Source organism: Caulobacter sp. 05L422, from assembly GCF_056397765.1.
This window is the reverse complement of record NZ_JBFTOB010000006.1, coordinates 112,536-127,856: the sequence shown is the minus strand read 5'-3', so window position 1 is coordinate 127,856 and position 15,321 is coordinate 112,536. Positions and strand designations below refer to the sequence as shown.

The 15,321-nt window shown below is 69.2% G+C and carries 15 protein-coding genes; 11 read left to right on the top strand and 4 right to left on the bottom strand.

Annotated elements, in window-relative coordinates; genetic code table 11:
* The first annotated feature begins 14 nt into the window (after positions 1 to 14).
* Genes AC1DMQ_RS08010 through AC1DMQ_RS07990 form a run of 5 tightly spaced genes read left to right on the top strand, consistent with a single transcriptional unit; the run spans position 15 to position 5,580 of the window.
* Entirely contained in the window at positions 15 to 1,271 is a 1,257-nt protein-coding gene (locus AC1DMQ_RS08010) for a hydrolase (RefSeq protein ID WP_477033023.1), read from the top strand.
* A 2-nt stretch (positions 1,272 to 1,273) separates the two neighbouring features.
* A complete protein-coding gene (locus AC1DMQ_RS08005; protein WP_477033022.1) occupies positions 1,274 to 2,278 on the top strand; it encodes an arginine N-succinyltransferase in 1,005 nt (334 codons plus the stop codon).
* Positions 2,275 to 3,726 carry a succinylglutamate-semialdehyde dehydrogenase gene (astD, locus tag AC1DMQ_RS08000; protein ID WP_477033021.1) on the top strand — a complete coding sequence of 484 codons (1,452 nt, stop codon included), beginning with the start codon at positions 2,275 to 2,277 and terminating at the stop codon, positions 3,724 to 3,726. The genes AC1DMQ_RS08005 and astD overlap by 4 nt, the downstream gene beginning before the upstream one ends.
* Complete coding sequence (gene astB / locus AC1DMQ_RS07995; protein WP_477033020.1) at positions 3,723 to 5,066, top strand: N-succinylarginine dihydrolase; 1,344 nt, start codon at positions 3,723 to 3,725, stop codon at positions 5,064 to 5,066. The genes astD and astB overlap by 4 nt, the downstream gene beginning before the upstream one ends.
* Position 5,067: 1 nt before the next feature.
* Positions 5,068 to 5,580, top strand: coding sequence for an N-acetyltransferase family protein (locus AC1DMQ_RS07990; RefSeq protein WP_477033019.1), 513 nt, complete (start codon positions 5,068 to 5,070; stop codon positions 5,578 to 5,580).
* Between the two features lie 54 nt (positions 5,581 to 5,634).
* Here the strand turns inward: AC1DMQ_RS07990 and AC1DMQ_RS07985 are convergent, their stop codons facing one another.
* Positions 5,635 to 6,390 carry a LytTR family DNA-binding domain-containing protein gene (locus AC1DMQ_RS07985; RefSeq protein WP_477033018.1) on the bottom strand — a complete coding sequence of 252 codons (756 nt, stop codon included), beginning with the start codon at positions 6,388 to 6,390 and terminating at the stop codon, positions 5,635 to 5,637.
* A 183-nt stretch (positions 6,391 to 6,573) separates the two neighbouring features.
* On the opposite strand from AC1DMQ_RS07985, the gene AC1DMQ_RS07980 reads away from it, so the two are divergent.
* Complete coding sequence (locus tag AC1DMQ_RS07980) at positions 6,574 to 7,782, top strand: acyltransferase family protein (protein ID WP_477033017.1); 1,209 nt, start codon at positions 6,574 to 6,576, stop codon at positions 7,780 to 7,782.
* Here AC1DMQ_RS07980 and phhA read toward each other — a convergent pair.
* A complete protein-coding gene (gene phhA / locus AC1DMQ_RS07975) occupies positions 7,740 to 8,621 on the bottom strand; it encodes a phenylalanine 4-monooxygenase (protein WP_477033016.1) in 882 nt (293 codons plus the stop codon). The genes AC1DMQ_RS07980 and phhA overlap by 43 nt on opposite strands.
* Before the next feature lie 81 nt (positions 8,622 to 8,702).
* The gene (gene hspQ, locus AC1DMQ_RS07970; RefSeq protein WP_477033015.1) at positions 8,703 to 9,032 is read right to left on the bottom strand and encodes a heat shock protein HspQ; all 330 of its coding nucleotides are present in this window, start codon (positions 9,030 to 9,032) and stop codon (positions 8,703 to 8,705) included.
* Between the two features lie 160 nt (positions 9,033 to 9,192).
* Between hspQ and AC1DMQ_RS07965 the strand changes: the two genes are divergently transcribed.
* Together AC1DMQ_RS07965 and AC1DMQ_RS07960 are read left to right on the top strand one after the other, a co-directional pair.
* Positions 9,193 to 10,320, top strand: coding sequence for a Ppx/GppA phosphatase family protein (locus AC1DMQ_RS07965; protein ID WP_477033014.1), 1,128 nt, complete (start codon positions 9,193 to 9,195; stop codon positions 10,318 to 10,320).
* Complete coding sequence (locus AC1DMQ_RS07960) at positions 10,317 to 11,024, top strand: RlmE family RNA methyltransferase (protein ID WP_477033013.1); 708 nt, start codon at positions 10,317 to 10,319, stop codon at positions 11,022 to 11,024. Before AC1DMQ_RS07965 ends, AC1DMQ_RS07960 begins: the two co-directional genes overlap by 4 nt.
* 4 nt (positions 11,025 to 11,028) lie before the next feature.
* Here AC1DMQ_RS07960 and AC1DMQ_RS07955 read toward each other — a convergent pair whose 3' ends face one another.
* Complete coding sequence (locus tag AC1DMQ_RS07955) at positions 11,029 to 11,973, bottom strand: hypothetical protein (protein ID WP_477033012.1); 945 nt, start codon at positions 11,971 to 11,973, stop codon at positions 11,029 to 11,031.
* A 142-nt stretch (positions 11,974 to 12,115) separates the two neighbouring features.
* Here AC1DMQ_RS07955 and guaB point away from each other — a divergent pair, with 142 nt between their 5' ends.
* From guaB to AC1DMQ_RS07940, 3 genes are read left to right on the top strand one after another with little or no spacing between them, the layout of a single operon-like run.
* On the top strand, positions 12,116 to 13,579 hold the full coding sequence (guaB, locus tag AC1DMQ_RS07950) for an IMP dehydrogenase (protein WP_477033011.1): 1,464 nt from the start codon (positions 12,116 to 12,118) through the stop codon (positions 13,577 to 13,579).
* Positions 13,580 to 13,583: 4 nt separating this feature from the next.
* A complete protein-coding gene (locus tag AC1DMQ_RS07945) occupies positions 13,584 to 13,979 on the top strand; it encodes an MAPEG family protein (RefSeq protein WP_477033010.1) in 396 nt (131 codons plus the stop codon).
* Between the two features lie 8 nt (positions 13,980 to 13,987).
* Positions 13,988 to 15,268: an RsmB/NOP family class I SAM-dependent RNA methyltransferase gene (locus AC1DMQ_RS07940; protein ID WP_477033009.1), complete on the top strand. Its 1,281-nt coding sequence runs from the start codon at positions 13,988 to 13,990 to the stop codon at positions 15,266 to 15,268.
* Positions 15,269 to 15,321: the final 53 nt, after the last annotated feature.

The following is a 15,321-nucleotide window of genomic DNA, read 5'->3' as shown; positions in this document are numbered from 1 at the left end:
GAGACAACGATTTCATGCGACTCAACGACGAGGATCGCGCCGTTCTGCGACATCTGGCCGACCAGGGACCACTGATCATCGATCGGGCGGTGGCCTGGTGCGCCATCAACTCCGGAAGCCGGCATCTGGGCGGTCTGGAGCGCCAGCGGCAAGTTTTGCTCGACGCCTTCGGAAACCTGCCGGCCGCGCCCGCCGACATCCCGCTGGGCGCCTCGCCCGAGGTGGGAGCCGACGGCCGGATCGGCGAGCAGGCCCACCCGGCGGCGATCGCCGTGGTCGTGCGGCCCGAGGCCCCGGTCCAGGTCGTCCTGACCGGCCACTACGACACCGTCTATCCCGAGACCTCCGGCTTCCAGACCGTCACGACGCGGCCGGACGGCGCCCTGCACGGGCCGGGGATCGCCGACATGAAGGGCGGGATCTCGGTGATGCTGGCGGCGCTGGAGGCCTTCGAGCGCCATCCGCTGGCGAACAACGTCGGCTATCGCGTGCTGCTGTCGCCGGACGAGGAGATCGGCTCGGTCGCCTCGGCCCCGATCCTGGCGCAGTTCGCGCACCTGGGGCATGTGGGCCTGACCTACGAGCCGGCCCTGGCGGACGGGGCCCTGGCCAGCGCCCGCAAGGGCTCGGGCAATTTCCACATCGTGGTCCACGGCAAGGCCGCCCACGCGGGTCGCGACTTCGCCGCCGGCCGCAACGCGGTGATGGAGGCCGCGCGGATCGCCCAGGCCCTGCACGCGCTGAACGGCCTCCGTGACGGCGTCACCTGCAACATCGCCAAGATCGACGGCGGCTCGCCGCTGAACATGGTGCCCGACGTCGCCGTGGTCCGCTTCAACGTCCGCTTCCCGGCGGCCGAGGACGCGGCCTGGTTCGAGGGCGAGGTCGACAAGATCGTCGCGTCGACCGGAGAGGGGCTGCACGCCCATCTGCACGGCCGCATCACCCGCGGCGCCAAGCCGTTCAATGCCGCCCAGCAGCGGCTGTTCGGGGCGGTGAAGGCGGCGGGCGCGCTGCTGGGCCAGGACATCGCCTGGAAGCCCTCCGGCGGCGTCTGCGAAGGCAACAACCTGTTCGCCTCCGGCCTGCCCAATGTCGACACCCTGGGGGTGCGCGGCGGCGACATCCACAGCGAGGCCGAGCATGCCTGGCCCGACAGCTTCGTCGAGCGCGCCCAGCTGTCGGCCCTGATCCTGATGAAACTGGCCAGCGGCGAGATCGATGGTCCCGGCCTGCGCGCCGCCATGACCGACCTCGCGGAGACCGTTTGAGTATGCTTGTCGTCCGTCCCGCGATGCCCGCCGATTTCGACAGCCTGATGGAGCTGGCCGTCTTGTCGGGCCGCGGCTTCACCAGCCTGCCGGAGGACGAGCACACCCTGCGCGCCCGCCTGGACCTGTCCCAAGCCAGCTTCCATTCCGAGGTCGCCGCGCCCGAGGCCTGGTACACCCTGATGCTGGAGGACCTGGAGGCCGGCGACGTGGTCGGCGTGGCCGGGGTCAAGGCGGGGGTGGGTCTGAAGCGCCCGCATTTCTCGTTCCGAGTCGTGACCTTGGCGCAGTCTTCTCCCACCCTGGACAAACGCTTCGACCACCGGGCCCTGGTGCTGGTCAACGAATGCGCCGGCTGGTCGGAGGTCGGCTCGCTGTTCCTCAAGCCCGAGCGCCGCAAGGGCGGGGCGGGGCGTCTGCTGGCCCAGTCGCGCTACATGCTGATCGGGCTGGAGCCGCAGCGCTTCGCCGAGATGGTGCTGGCTGAGCTGCGCGGCTGGTTCGACGAGGACGGCAGTTGTCCGTTCTGGGACCACGTGGCCAGCAAGTTCTTCCGGCTGGAGTTCGACGAGGCCGACATGATGAGCGCCTCGACCGACGGCCAGTTCATCCTGGACCTGGCCCCGCGCCATCCGATCTATGCCGAGCTGCTGCCGCAACCCGCCGCCGAAACGATCGGTCGGGTCCACCGCGAAGGCGAGGCGGCGCGGGCCATGCTGGAGACCGAGGGTTTCCGGTTCTCGGGCCTGGTCGACATCTTCGACGCCGGCCCGACGGTGGCCGCGCGCCGCGACGACATCAAGACGGTGCGCGAGGGCCGTCGGCTGCGGGTGCGGCTGGGCGAGGACGCCTATGGCGAGGAGGCCCTGATCTGCTCGGGCGCGATCGCCCAGTTCAGGGCGGTGCGCGCGCCGGTGCTGATCGACGGCGAGAGCGCGATCATCGGCCGGGAGGCCGCGGCGGCCCTGGGCGTCAAGGACGGCGAAATGGTGCGGGTGAAGGCATGAGCGGCGTGTTCATCGACGGTGTCTGGCGGACGGGCGCGGGTTCCGAGGCGACCTCGGTCGATCCCACCTCCGGCGAGGTGATCTGGCGCCAGGCGACCGCCGGTCCGGCCGACGTGGCGGCGGCGGTCGAGGCCGCCCGCAAGGCCTTCCCCGCCTGGGCCGACCTGCCGCGCGAGGAGCGGATCGCCGTCCTGCGCCGCTACAAGGACGTGCTGGTGGCCCGTACGGCGGCCTTCGCCGAGGCCCTGAGCCGCGAGACCGGCAAGGCGCTGTGGGAGACCAAGGCCGAGCTGGGCTCGATGGCCGGCAAGGTCGAGGCCTCGATCAAGGCCTATGACGAGCGCACCGGCGAGCACGCCAGCGACATGGCGTTCGGCCGCGCGGTGCTGCGCCATCGCCCGCATGGCGTGATGGCGGTGCTGGGACCGTTCAACTTCCCCGGCCATCTGCCCAACGGCCACATCGTGCCGGCCCTGCTGGCGGGCGACACCGTGGTTTTCAAGCCGTCGGAAGAGACGCCCCTGGCTGGCCAGCTGCTGGTCGAGGCGCTGGAGGCGGCCGGCGTGCCGCCCGGTGTGATCAACCTGGTGCAGGGCGGCCGCGAGGTCGGTCAGGCCCTGATCGACCAAGAGATCGACGGTCTGCTGTTCACCGGTTCGGCCGCCGCCGGCGCCTTCTTCCGTCGCCATTTCGCCGATCGGCCGAACGTGATCCTGGCCCTGGAACTGGGCGGCAACAATCCGCTGGTGGTTTGGGACGCCGGCGACGCCGAGGCCGTGGCGGCTCTGGTCGTGCAGTCGGCCTTCATCACCACCGGCCAGCGCTGCTCGTGCGCCCGTCGCCTGATCGTCTCGGACGACGCAGCGGGGCGGGCGGTGATCGACGCCGTCGCGGCCCTGTCCCAGCGCCTGGTGATCGGTCCCTGGAACGGCCGCGAGGAGCCGTTCATGGGGCCGTTGATCTCCGACCGCGCCGCCGCCATGGCGCTGGCCGGCGCCAAGGCCGTGCCTGGCCGGCCAGTGCGCGCCATGACCGGCGTCGAGGGGCTGAGCGGGGCCTTCGTCTCGCCCGCCCTGGTCGACGTGACCGGCGAGACCGTGCGCGACGAGGAGCTGTTCGCGCCGCTGCTGCAGGTGCGTCGGGTCGGGTCGTTCGAGGAGGCCATCGCCGCCGCCAACGCCACGCGTTACGGGCTGTCGGCCGGACTTATCTCCAACGAAACAGAGCGTTGGGATCATTTCCTAAAGCGCATCCGAGCGGGCGTCGTCAACTGGAACCGCCCGACCACGGGCGCGGCCGGAACCATGCCGTTCGGCGGCCTGGGCAGCTCGGGCAACCACCGGCCCAGCGCCTATTACGCGGCCGACTATTGCGCCTATCCGGTGGCCAGTTTCGAAGCGCGGGGCGTGGCCAATACCTTGGGCGACATCAAGGGCCTGCGCGAATGACCTCGCGCGCGGTCGAGGCCAATTGCGACGGCCTGGTCGGGCCGACCCATTCCTATGTCGGCCTGTCGCCGGGCAACATCGCCAGCCAGACCAATGCCGGTGAGGTCTCCAACCCGCGCGCCGCGGTGCTGGAGGGCCTGACCAAGATGCGCAAGCTGGCCGACTGGGGCGTGCCGCAGTTCGTGCTGCCGCCGCACGAGCGGCCGGACCTGGCGCTGCTGCGGGCGGTCGGGCTGTCCGGCTCCGACGCCCAGGTGCTGGAGAAGGCCTGGAAGGACGCGCCGGCCCTGGCGGCCGCCGCCTGTTCGGCCTCGCCGATGTGGGCCGCCAACGCCGCCACCGTCACGCCCAGCGCCGACACCGCCGACGGCCGCGTGCATTTCACCCCGGCCAATCTGCTGACCAACCTGCACCGCAGTCTCGAGGGCGAACAGACCACGCGCAGCCTGCGCCGCCTGTTCCCGGACGAGGCGCGGTTCGCCGTGCACGACCCGCTGCCGGCCCAGCCGCATTTCGCCGACGAGGGCGCGGCCAACCATGTGCGGCTGTGCGCCGACCACGGCGAGCCCGGGGTCAACCTGTTCGTGTGGGGGCGCGAGGCGTGGGAACGCTGGGAAGGCCGCTATCCGGCCCGCCAGACCCGCGAGGCCTTCGAGGCGGTCGAGCGCCGCCACGGCGCGGCGCGCGGCGTTTTCGCCCGCCAGGGCATGGCGGCGATCAATGCTGGCGCGTTCCATAACGACGTGGTCTGCGTCGGCACGCGCGACTGCCTGCTGTTCCACGAGCGCGCCTTCGAGGATCGCGCCGCCATGGAGACGGGTGTCCGCCGCACCGCCGACGGCCTGTTCGAGCCGGTCTTCGTCGAGATCAGCGAGGCCGACCTGCCGATGGACGACCTGGTGAAGAGCTATCTGTTCAATTCCCAGCTGCTGGTCCTGCCCGGCGAGGACCGCCTGGTCCTGCTGGCGCCGGGCGAGACGCGCGACAACCCGCGGGCCCATGCGGCCGCCCAGGCCCTGGCCGGCTCGAACGGTCCGATCGGGCGGGTGGAGTATGTCGACGTGCGCCAGAGCATGCGCAACGGCGGCGGTCCGGCCTGCCTGCGGCTGCGGGTGGTGCTGACCGACGCCGAGCTGGCGGCTACCAATCCCGGCCAGCGGTTCGACGCGACCCTGCACGATCGCCTGAACGCCTGGGCCGAGCGCCACTATCGAGACCGCCTGGCCCCGGCCGACCTCACCGACCCGGCGCTGATCGTCGAGAGCCGCGCCGCTCTGGACGAACTGACCGCGATCCTCGACCTTGGCGGCGATTTCTATCCGTTCCAGCGAGCCGCCTAGCATGAGCGCCTTCACCGTCCGGCCAGCCGTGCCCGAGGACGCGGCCGGTATACTGGCCCTGCATCGTAAGGTCGCCGCCCAACCTGGCGGCTTGGCGCGCCAGCCGGACGAGGTGACGGCCGACTATGTCGCCCACGCCATGGCCGTCGCGGGCGACGGCGGCGTGAACCTAGTCGCCGTGGATTCCGCCGGCGCGCTCTGCGGGGAGCTGCATGTCGAGCGGATGAAGATCGCGATCTTCGCCCATGTGCTGACCGACCTGACCGTGGCGGTCGATCCGGACTGGCAGGGCAGGGGCGTCGGCTCGGCCCTGTTCCGCGCCTTGATCGACACCGCCAGGACTCTGACGCCGCCGGTCCGTCGGATCGAGCTATGGACCGGCGCGGCCAATCTCGGCGCCCAGCGGCTCTACCAGCGGCTGGGCTTCCAGATCGAGGGCCGGATGACCGGTCGCGGCCGACTGCCGGACGGCACGGTCGACGACGACATCGTCATGGGACTGCTGCTGGACTAGAGCTTTGGCGCATTTTCTTCACGCGAACCGGTATCCACTTCGCTTGAAAATGCTCTAGCCGCGCAGCGCCGCCAGGGCCTGGGGAAAGCGGCGCGATAGCGGCGCCTCTACCGCGCCCAACTCGATCGCGTAGTCGCCCGAGCCTTCTGGGCGCAGACCCGTCACCCGGGTCGGATTGACCAGCCAGGATCGGTGGACGCGCAGGAAGCCGTGCTCCGCCATTGTGGTCTCGAGGGCGCCCAGCGATGAGCGCATCAGCGGTCGCCGGCCGTCGGCAAGCAGGAACTCGGCGTAGTTGCCGGCCGAACGCACAGCCAGGATCTCGGAGACGGGCACGCGAACCAGCCGTGCGCCGTCGCGGATGTCGAAGCTGGCCGAGGTCGACGCGGTCTGAGTGTGTGCGGCCGCCTCGCGGGCGCTGCGTCTCAGCGACAGGTAGTAGATGATCGAGGCCAGGCCGTAGGCCATCAGGTCCTTGCGGAACTCGTAGGGGAATTCCGTGGACAGCGGGCCGAACTGGTACGGACCGCCCATGAAGGCCAGATAGGCCACCTTGCGCAGCGCCACGAAGCCCGACACGTGCAGCACCGAATAGAGCACGACCGCCACCAGGTGGACGGGAACGGCCCGCCACCAACGTGGAGAGGTCCGGGTCATCCAGACGGCGACGGCGGCGGGGATCATGAAGATCGCCAGTGTCACCAGGGCGCTGCTGCGCTCCCAGATGGCCGGGCCCAGCGTGCCGAGGCGCGGCGCGTCGTGCCGGATGGTCAGGACATTGACCACGGCGATGCACGAGATCAGCGACACGCCCAGCAGCCAGGCGCGCCAGAGGCCCTGGCGCTCTTCGCCGCTCAGCCCGAAAAAGCCGCCGTTCGTCCCTGAAGGTTTTCCGTTCGTCCCTGCCGGCGGCCGTCGGTCCCCGGGCTCTTGGCTCCCGGCCGTGGTCCGGTTCACGACGTTCGCATCGTTTTTCAAGCCGGACGCCTCGTCATGCCTTCGACCGCTTCAAATCCTGACCGCCGATACGACCTGGACTGGATCCGGGTCGGCGCGTTCTTCCTGCTGATTCTGTACCACGTCGGGATGTTCTATGTGCCCTGGGACTGGCACGTGAAGACGCCGCATCCGGTGGAAGCCCTCGAACCGTTCATGCTGCTGACCAATCCGTGGCGGCTGACCCTGCTGTTCCTGGTCTCCGGCGCCGCGACGCGGTTCATGGCCGACAAGACCACTGTCGGAAAGCTGACCGGCGCGCGGGTGGCGCGGCTGCTTCCGCCGCTGCTGTTCGCGATGTTCGTGATCGTGCCGCCGCAGTCCTACTACCAGGTGGTTGAATACATCGCCGCCCATCCGGGGACGGCGCTGAGCGTCGACAATTTCTGGGTCCGCTACGCCACCGCCTCGGGTCACTGGTGCAGCCCGGACGGCTGCCTGATCACCCCGACCTACAACCACATGTGGTTCGTGGCCTATCTGTTCCTCTACACCCTGGGGCTGGCTGGTTTGCTGCTGGTCTGGCGTCGTCTGGGCGAGCACATTCAGGCGGGGGCCGAGCGGATCCTGAAGGGCTTTGGCCTGCTCGCCTGGCCCATCCTGTTCCTGGGCCTGCTGCGCGGCACGCTCTATGTCCGCTACGGCGAGACCCACGCCCTGGTCGGCGACTACTATGTGCACGCGGTGTCGCTGTCGGCCTTCCTGCTGGGCTTCGGCCTGGCCAAGTCGGAGGTGCTGCGCCAGCGCCTGATCGCCGCGCGCTGGCCGGCCTTGGCCCTGGCCGTCGCCGCCTATGCCGGCTGGGCGACCTTCGTCTGGATCTATCGAGGCGACACGCCCATCCCGCCGCCCGGCCTGAAGCTGGCCATGCGCTTCGTGCATGCGACCGACGCCTGGTGCGCCATCGTCGCCATCCTGGGCTTCGGCGCCAAGCATCTGAACCGCGGCGGGGCGGCCCTGCGCTACCTGACCCTGGGGGTGTTCCCGTTCTATCTGGTGCACCAGACCCTGATCGTGGTGATGGCGCACCATCTAGCCAAGCTGAACCTGCCCCAGCCGCTGGAGGCCGCGATCCTGATCGTCCTGACCTTCGCCGGCTGTTTCGCGACCTACGAGATCGTCCGGCGCATTCCCGGCGTGCGGATCCTGTTCGGCCTGAAAGGTCAGCCGGCCGCCGAAGCCAAGCGGCCGCCGGTCTTCGCATAGGCCTGGGTTCCGGCGGTGATCACCCGGTCGGCGCTGGTGATCTCGGCGATGCCGAGGTCGCTGGCGCCGGCCAGGCGCTCGTACAGCGGTCCGAAGTCGCGCAGGGTCACGTCCTGCAGCGTCCGGATCGAGGGGATCACGAAATAGACCTGCTGGAAGTCGTCGATCCGGTAAGGCGTGCGCATCACCCGCTCCAGGTCGAAGCCGATGCGGTTGGGCGAGGGATCGTCGAGGGCGAAGATCGACTCCGTGCGCGAGGAGACGATGCCAGCCCCGTAGATCCGCAGGCCCGCCTGGGTCTCCATCAGGCCGAACTCGACCGTGTACCAGTAGAGCCGGGCCAGGCTTGCCAGCCGTCCGAGATCCAGCGCCCGCTGGCCGCCCTGGCCATAGGCCTGCATGTAGTCGGCGAAGGTCGGGTCGGTCAGCATCGGCACGTGGCCGAACACATCGTGGAAGATGTCGGGTTCCTGCAGGTAGTCCAGTTCGTGCGGCTTGCGGATGAACTGACCGGCCGGGAAGCGGCGGTTGGCCAGGTGGTCGAAGAACACGTCGTCGGGCACCAGGCCCGGCACGGCGACCACGGTCCAGCCGGTCAGACGCTGAAGCTCCTCGTTGATCCGCTTGAAGTCCGGAATGCCCGAGCGATGCAGGTCCAGGGCGTCGAGGCCGCGCAGGAACTCGTCGCAGGCCCGGCCTGGCAGCAAGGCGGCCTGGCGTTCGTAGAGGGTGATCCAGACGTCGTGCTCGGCTCGGGAGTAGTTCTCCCAGCCCTGGTCGATCGTCCAATCGGCGGCCGCGCCGGGAGGCGGGCCGCTGCTAAAACCGTCAGCGCTCATGAAACGACGTTACGCCCGGTTCGTGGCAAAATCCGTTCGGATTTTGCGTGAGAACCGGGTTCGCTCGGAGAGACCTTGCGCCTAGTGCGAGATCCGGGGGCGAAGCTTGTAGGCGCCGTGGTCGAAGCTCTCGAAGATCACCGCCGTCTGCGGATGACCCACTGGCTCGCCGGTCTCGTCGGCCAGCAGGTTCTGCTCGGAAACATAGGCGACATAGGTGTTGTCGTCGTTCTCGGCCAGCAGGTGGTAGAACGGCTGGTCCTTGGTCGGCCGGATGTCCTCGGGAATGGAGTTCCACCATTCGTCGGTGTTGGCGAACACCGGGTCGACATCGAACACCACGCCCCGGAAGGGGAAGATCCGATGCTTGACCACTTGGCCGATCGCGAATTTGGCGAGTCTCGAATTCATGTCGACAAGCCTACACGAGTCTCCTGACTAGAACCTGAACGTAGAGTTCCGTCATCGGATAACAAGGCGAGGCCTTTCGGCGCGGGAATCTGGCCGCTATGCTCGCTCCCGAAGTGAGGCGGTTCGGCTCGAATCGCCTGCGAGACAAGGTGGAACGACCATGTCGGAGGCGCCGAGAGCGCCCGGCGCGCCTCAGCCTTCGGGCTCGGGCCGGCGCCGGCCGCCAGGCGAGCAGTCGTGCTATGCGGCGCTCGACCTGGGTACGAACAATTGCCGCCTGCTGGTGGCGACGCCTTCGCCGCGCGGCTTCCGCGTCGTCGAGGCCTATTCCCGGATCGTGCGGCTGGGCGAGGGTCTTTCCCAGACGGGACAGCTCTCCGACGAGGCCATGGACCGCTCGATGGCGGCGCTGAAGGTCTGCGCCGAGAAGATCCGCCGCCGCAAGGTGGTGCGGGTCAAGGCCGTCGCCACCCAGGCCTGCCGGGGTGCGGCCAATGGTCCCGACTTCGTCCGCCGCGTCGCCGAGGAGACCGGCCTGCGGCTGCAGATCATCACCCCCAAGGAAGAGGCCCAGCTGTCGGTGGCCGGCTGCATGAGCCTGTTCGACCGCGACGCCGAGGCGGCCCTGGTGGTCGATGTCGGCGGCGGGTCGACCGAGCTGTCGTGGGTGGATCTCAAGGGCGGCGGGCTGGACAGCAAGCCGCGCCAGTTCGCGACCTGGAAGCTGCCGATCAAGGCCTGGCTGTCGATCCCGATCGGCGTGGTCACCCTGGCCGAGCGCTTTCCCGAGGGCGAGCGGGTCGAGGAGGGGTGGTTCCGGGCCATGGTCGACGCGGTCAAGGCGCGGATCGACGAATTCCCGCACGCGGAGTCGATGCGCGGCCTGTTCCAGGACGACCGGGCCCACATGGTCGGCACGTCCGGCGCGATCACCAGCCTGGCCGGCCTGCACCTGGGCCTGCCGCGCTACGATCGCAACATCGTCGACGGCCTGTGGATGCAGCGCCACGAATGCGAGGCGGCGGCCGATCGCCTGCTGACCCTGACCGCCAAGGAACGGGCGCTGGAGCCTTGCATCGGGGCCGATCGGGCCGATCTGGTGCTGGCCGGCGCGGCGATCCTGCAGGCCGTTCAGGAGCTTTGGCCGTGTTCTCGCGTGCGTGTCGCCGATCGGGGGCTTAGAGAGGGTCTTCTGATGTCCCTGATGTCCGATCAGCAGAAGAAGCCGCGCCGGCGTCGGCGAGGCGGCTCTGGTCGGTCGTCCCACCCCGCAACGGTGAACGCATGAACGACGAACCTCCCCGCAAGCGCATGGTCAAGCCGCCGGCCGGCGGCAATGACAGCGGCCGCACGAAGCCGGCGCGCCTGAAGACCGCCTTCGGTCGCACGCCCTCGCAACAGCACTGGCTGGAGCGGCAGATCAACGACCCGTTCTCGGCCAAGGCCCGCGCCCTGGGCTATCGCAGCCGCGCGGCGTTCAAGATCAGCGAGATCGACGACAAGTACCGGTTCTTCAAGAAGGGCGCGAAGGTCATCGACCTGGGCTGCGCGCCGGGCGGCTGGCTGCAGATGGCCACCGAGCGCGGCGTGACCGACATCGTCGGCGTCGACCTGCTGCCGGTCGACCCGGTGGCGCCGGCCCATATCCTGGAGATGGACTTCACCGATCCGGCCTGTCCGCCCAAGATGCTGGAGCTGCTGGGCGGCGCGCCTGACCTGGTGATGTCGGACATGGCCCCCAACACCGTCGGCCATCGCGAGACCGACCACCTGCGGATCGTCGGCCTGATCGAGATCGGCGCCGACTTCGCCATCGAGGTGCTCAAGCCCGGCGGGGCTTTCGTGGCCAAGGCCTTCCAGGGCGGCGAGACCGCCGACGTGATCGCCCGGCTCAAGAAGCACTTCACCAAGGTGGTCCACTTCAAGCCCAAGGCCAGCCGCAGCGACAGCTCCGAGGTCTTCCTGGTGGCGACCGGGTTCAAGGGGCGCTGAACGCCTAGGTCGCGTTGAACTGCTGGACGGTCAGTTGCTGCTGCCGGTCCTCTTCCGCGCCCAGCGCGGCGACGTCGGCCTGCAGCTGCGAGAGATCGCCCGCCGCAAGGCGGTCGGAGGCCCGGCTCAGGATCGCCGCGCTTTCGTCCATGGAGTCGAAGATCTGCGCCTGAAGCACGCCGTTGTCGGCCAGGCGCTTGCGCTCGCTTGCCGACAGGCCCGACGTGGCGGCCAGTTCGATCCGCAGCCGGGCGCGTCCGGCTACGACGGCGGCTCGAGCCGAGTCGCGGGCGGTGCGTATGGGCTGGACGGTCTGGGCCGGGGGCGACAGGCGCAGCGCCGCCTTCGCCATGGCGGCCATCCCTTCATAGAGGTAAGCCGAGGCGTCCAGTTGATAGGCGTCGGACGCGTCCTTTTCGACGAACACCTTCCTGGAGCGATAGATGATCGCCTGTCCTTCGAGCATGGCGACCATGCCGGCGCTCATCGAGGCCAGGGATTTCTGCAGGCGCGGCTGATCGCCGGCCTTCATCGCCAGGGACACCTCGCGCATGTCGCCGACGATTTTCTGGATGCGCTGCCCGTAGAGCTTCCCGTCCTTCAGCACCTGATTGACCGTCGTGGTCAGCTCGTCGTCGCCCGGCAGCGGCGCCATCGCGTTCAGTTTGCTGGAACCCTGGTCCACGGTGCGCTGGGCCTGGACGATCTGGGCGTCCAGGATGGCCGCCTTTTCCTGCAGGGTCTTGCCGGCCTGGATCGCGTTGCGGTCGATCATCTTGAACGCGTTGCCGACCTCGTCCATGGCCTCGATGATCGCGTTGGCCCGTTCCATCGCGACGTTCTGGCTCGCGGCGGGGGCTGGAGGAGGAGGCGGAGCCGCGACCGCCTGGGTTCCGGCGCAGATCATGGTCGCGGCCATCAGGCCGCTCAGCAGGCGGTTGTAAAACACGAAGCGTCCCCCAATTGACGTCTTGCATCCTTAGCGAACGGAAGGGGTGTCGAGCAATCGTCGCGTGCGCGTCCCGCCGCGAAATGGCCCTTCCCAAGAGCGCCCCCCGACGCTATACCCGCGCCGCAAAATGGAGACTCCAATGGAGATTCGCGAAGGGCTCACCTTCGACGACGTTTTGCTCGAACCCGGTCCGTCAGACGTCATGCCCACCCAGGTGACGACCGAGACCAAGTTCACGCGTGAAATCAGTCTGAACATCCCGCTCGTGTCCGCCGCCATGGACACGGTCACCGAAAGCCGGCTCGCCATCGCCATGGCCCAGGCCGGCGGCATGGGCATCCTGCACCGCAACCTGACGGTCGAAGAACAGGCCGACCACGTGCGCGAAGTGAAGCGCTACGAAAGCGGCATGGTCATCAATCCGCTGACCATCAATCCCGACACCACCCTGGCCGAGATCCGCGAGATCAAGGCCCGCCGCAAGATCTCGGGCTTTCCCGTGGTCGAGGCCAAGAGCGGCAAGCTGGTGGGCATCCTGACCAACCGCGACATGCGCTTCGAGGGCGACGACAAGGTCCCGGCCTCGGCGCTGATGACCCGCGACAACCTGATCACGGTCTCGGAAGGCATCGATCATCGCGAGGCGCGCGAGCTGCTGCGCAAGCACAAGATCGAGCGCCTGATCGTCGTCGACGACGCCTATCGCGCCGTCGGCCTGATCACCGTCAAGGACATCGAGAAGGCCCAGGCCCACCCGCTGGCCGCCAAGGACGACAAGGGCCGGCTGCTGGTCGGCGCGGCCTCGACCGTCGGCGACGCCGGCTTCGAGCGCTCGATGGGCCTGGTGGACGCCGGCGTCGACGTCGTCGTCATCGACACCGCCCACGGCCACTCCAGCCAGGTCGCCCAGGCGGTCTCGCGTCTCAAGCGCGAAGCCAACCGCGTGCAGATCGTGGCCGGCAACATCGCCACCTACGACGCCGCCCGCGCCCTGATCGACGCCGGCGCCGACGCGGTGAAGGTCGGCATCGGCCCGGGCAGCATCTGCACCACCCGCATCGTCGCCGGCGTGGGCGTGCCGCAGCTGACCGCCATCGCCGAGGCCGTTCGCGCGGCCCGCGAAAGCGGCACCCCGGTCATCGCCGACGGCGGCATCAAGTACTCGGGCGACCTGGCCAAGGCCATCGCGGCCGGGGCCTCGACCGCCATGATGGGCTCGATGTTCGCCGGCACCGAAGAGGCGCCCGGCGAGGTGTTCCTGTACCAGGGGCGCTCGTACAAGAGCTATCGCGGCATGGGCTCGGTGGGCGCCATGGCCCGCGGCTCGGCCGACCGCTACTTCCAGAAGGACATCACCGACAGCTTCAAGCTGGTGCCGGAAGGCATTGAGGGGCAAACGCCTTTCAAGGGCCCGATCGCCCCGGTGCTGCACCAGCTGGTCGGCGGTCTGCGGGCGGCCATGGGCTATGTCGGCGCGCCGGACATCCTGGAATTCCAGAAGCGGGCCCGTTTCGTGCGGATCACCGGCGCCGGCCTGCGTGAAAGCCACGTCCACGACGTGATGATCACGCGAGAAGCGCCGAACTATCCGAGCGCGGTCTAGCACCGTGCGAATGGCCCTCGAACTTCAGCTGCTGGCTGCGGCCGTGATCATCGGTCTCATCCACCTGCTCTGGGCGGCCGCGGCCGCCCAGCCGCAGCGCGGCCTGAAGTGGAACGTCGGGCCGCGCGACACGCCGGTGGTGCTGACGGGAATGGCGGGGCGCCTCGAACGCGCCTTCGCCAATTTCCGCGAGACCTTCCCGCTCTTCGCCGCTGCCGTGCTGGTCGCCTATCTCGGCGGCCGTCTCGGCATGCTCTCGGCCCATGGAGCGGTGCTCTATGTCGGGGCGCGGGCGGTCTACATCTTTCTCTATGCCTTCGGCGTGCCGGTCATCCGGTCGCTGGTCTGGCTGGCTTCCCTGATCGGCATCTGCCTGGTCCTGGCGGCCTTGGTGATCTGAAAGCAAAAATGCGTGACGGCGGCAGACTAGCAGCGGCGATCGAGGTCCTCACCGAGATCGAGACGCGTCATTTCCCCGTACGGATGGCGCTGAAGCGCTGGGGCGAGAGCGCCCGGTACGCGGGCTCCAAGGACCGCGCCTTCGTCTCGGGCCTGGCGCTGGACGCCCTGCGCCGCAAACGCTCGCTGGGCTGGATGATGGGCGACGACAGCCCGCGCGGCGTGGTGCTGGGCGTGCTGGCCCAGGACTGGAAGTGGTCGGCCGACCGTATCGCGGAAGCCGTCGGTGAAGAGCACGGACCGGGCGCCCTGACCGACGCCGAGCGCGAACGGATCACTGCGCCGCGTTCGCTGGCCGAGGCGCCAGCCCCGGTGGCCGGCGACTATGCCGACTGGATGCAGCCGTCTCTGACGCGGGCCCTGGGTGAAGGTCATACGGCCGAGATGGCCGCCCTGGCCGAACGCGCACCGGTCGACCTGCGCATCAACCTGCTGAAGACCGACGTCGAGCGCGGCGCAAAGGCCGTGGCGTTGATCGGGGCCGAGCCGGCCGGCGTCCTGGATACCGCCTTCCGCATTCCCGCGCCCGGCGCCGCCGACCGCACGCCGTCGGTCGAGGCCGTGCCGGCCTTCTCCAAGGGCTGGTTCGAGGTCCAGGACCTGGGCTCGCAGATCGCGTCGGCCCTGGCCGGTCCGATCAAGGGCAAGCAGGTGCTGGACTTCTGCGCCGGGGGCGGGGGCAAGACGCTGGCCCTGGCCGCCGCCATGGGCAACAGCGGCCAGATCTACGCCCACGACAGCGACGCCCGCCGCCTGGCCGACACCATCCGCCGGAGCCAAAGGGCAGGGGTCCGCAACCTGCAGATCCGCTCGCCGATCGAGGGCGAGCCGCTGAAGGGGCTGGAAGGCAAGCTGGACTTGGTGTTCGTCGACGCCCCATGCACCGGCTCGGGCACCTGGCGCCGCCACCCTGACGCCAAGTGGCGCCTGTCGTCCGACCAACTGGCCAAGCGCCAGATCGAGCAGGACGCCGTGCTGGCCGACGCCGCCGACTTCGTGAAGCCGGGCGGCCGCCTGATCTACGTCACCTGCTCGCTGCTGGCCGAGGAGAACGAGGACCGCGTGGCGGCCTTCGTCGAGCGCCATCCCGGGTTCTCGGTCAAGCCGATCACCCTGGCCGGCGTCGAGCAACACATCACGCCGGAAGGCTATCTGCGTCTGACCCCGCATCGCGCCGGCACCGACGGCTTCTTCGCCGCGGTGATCGAGCGCGGGTCCTACGCGCCCTAACAAGATTGCTCCCGACAGGGAGACCCAACCGAAACGACACGCTGGAGAACGAC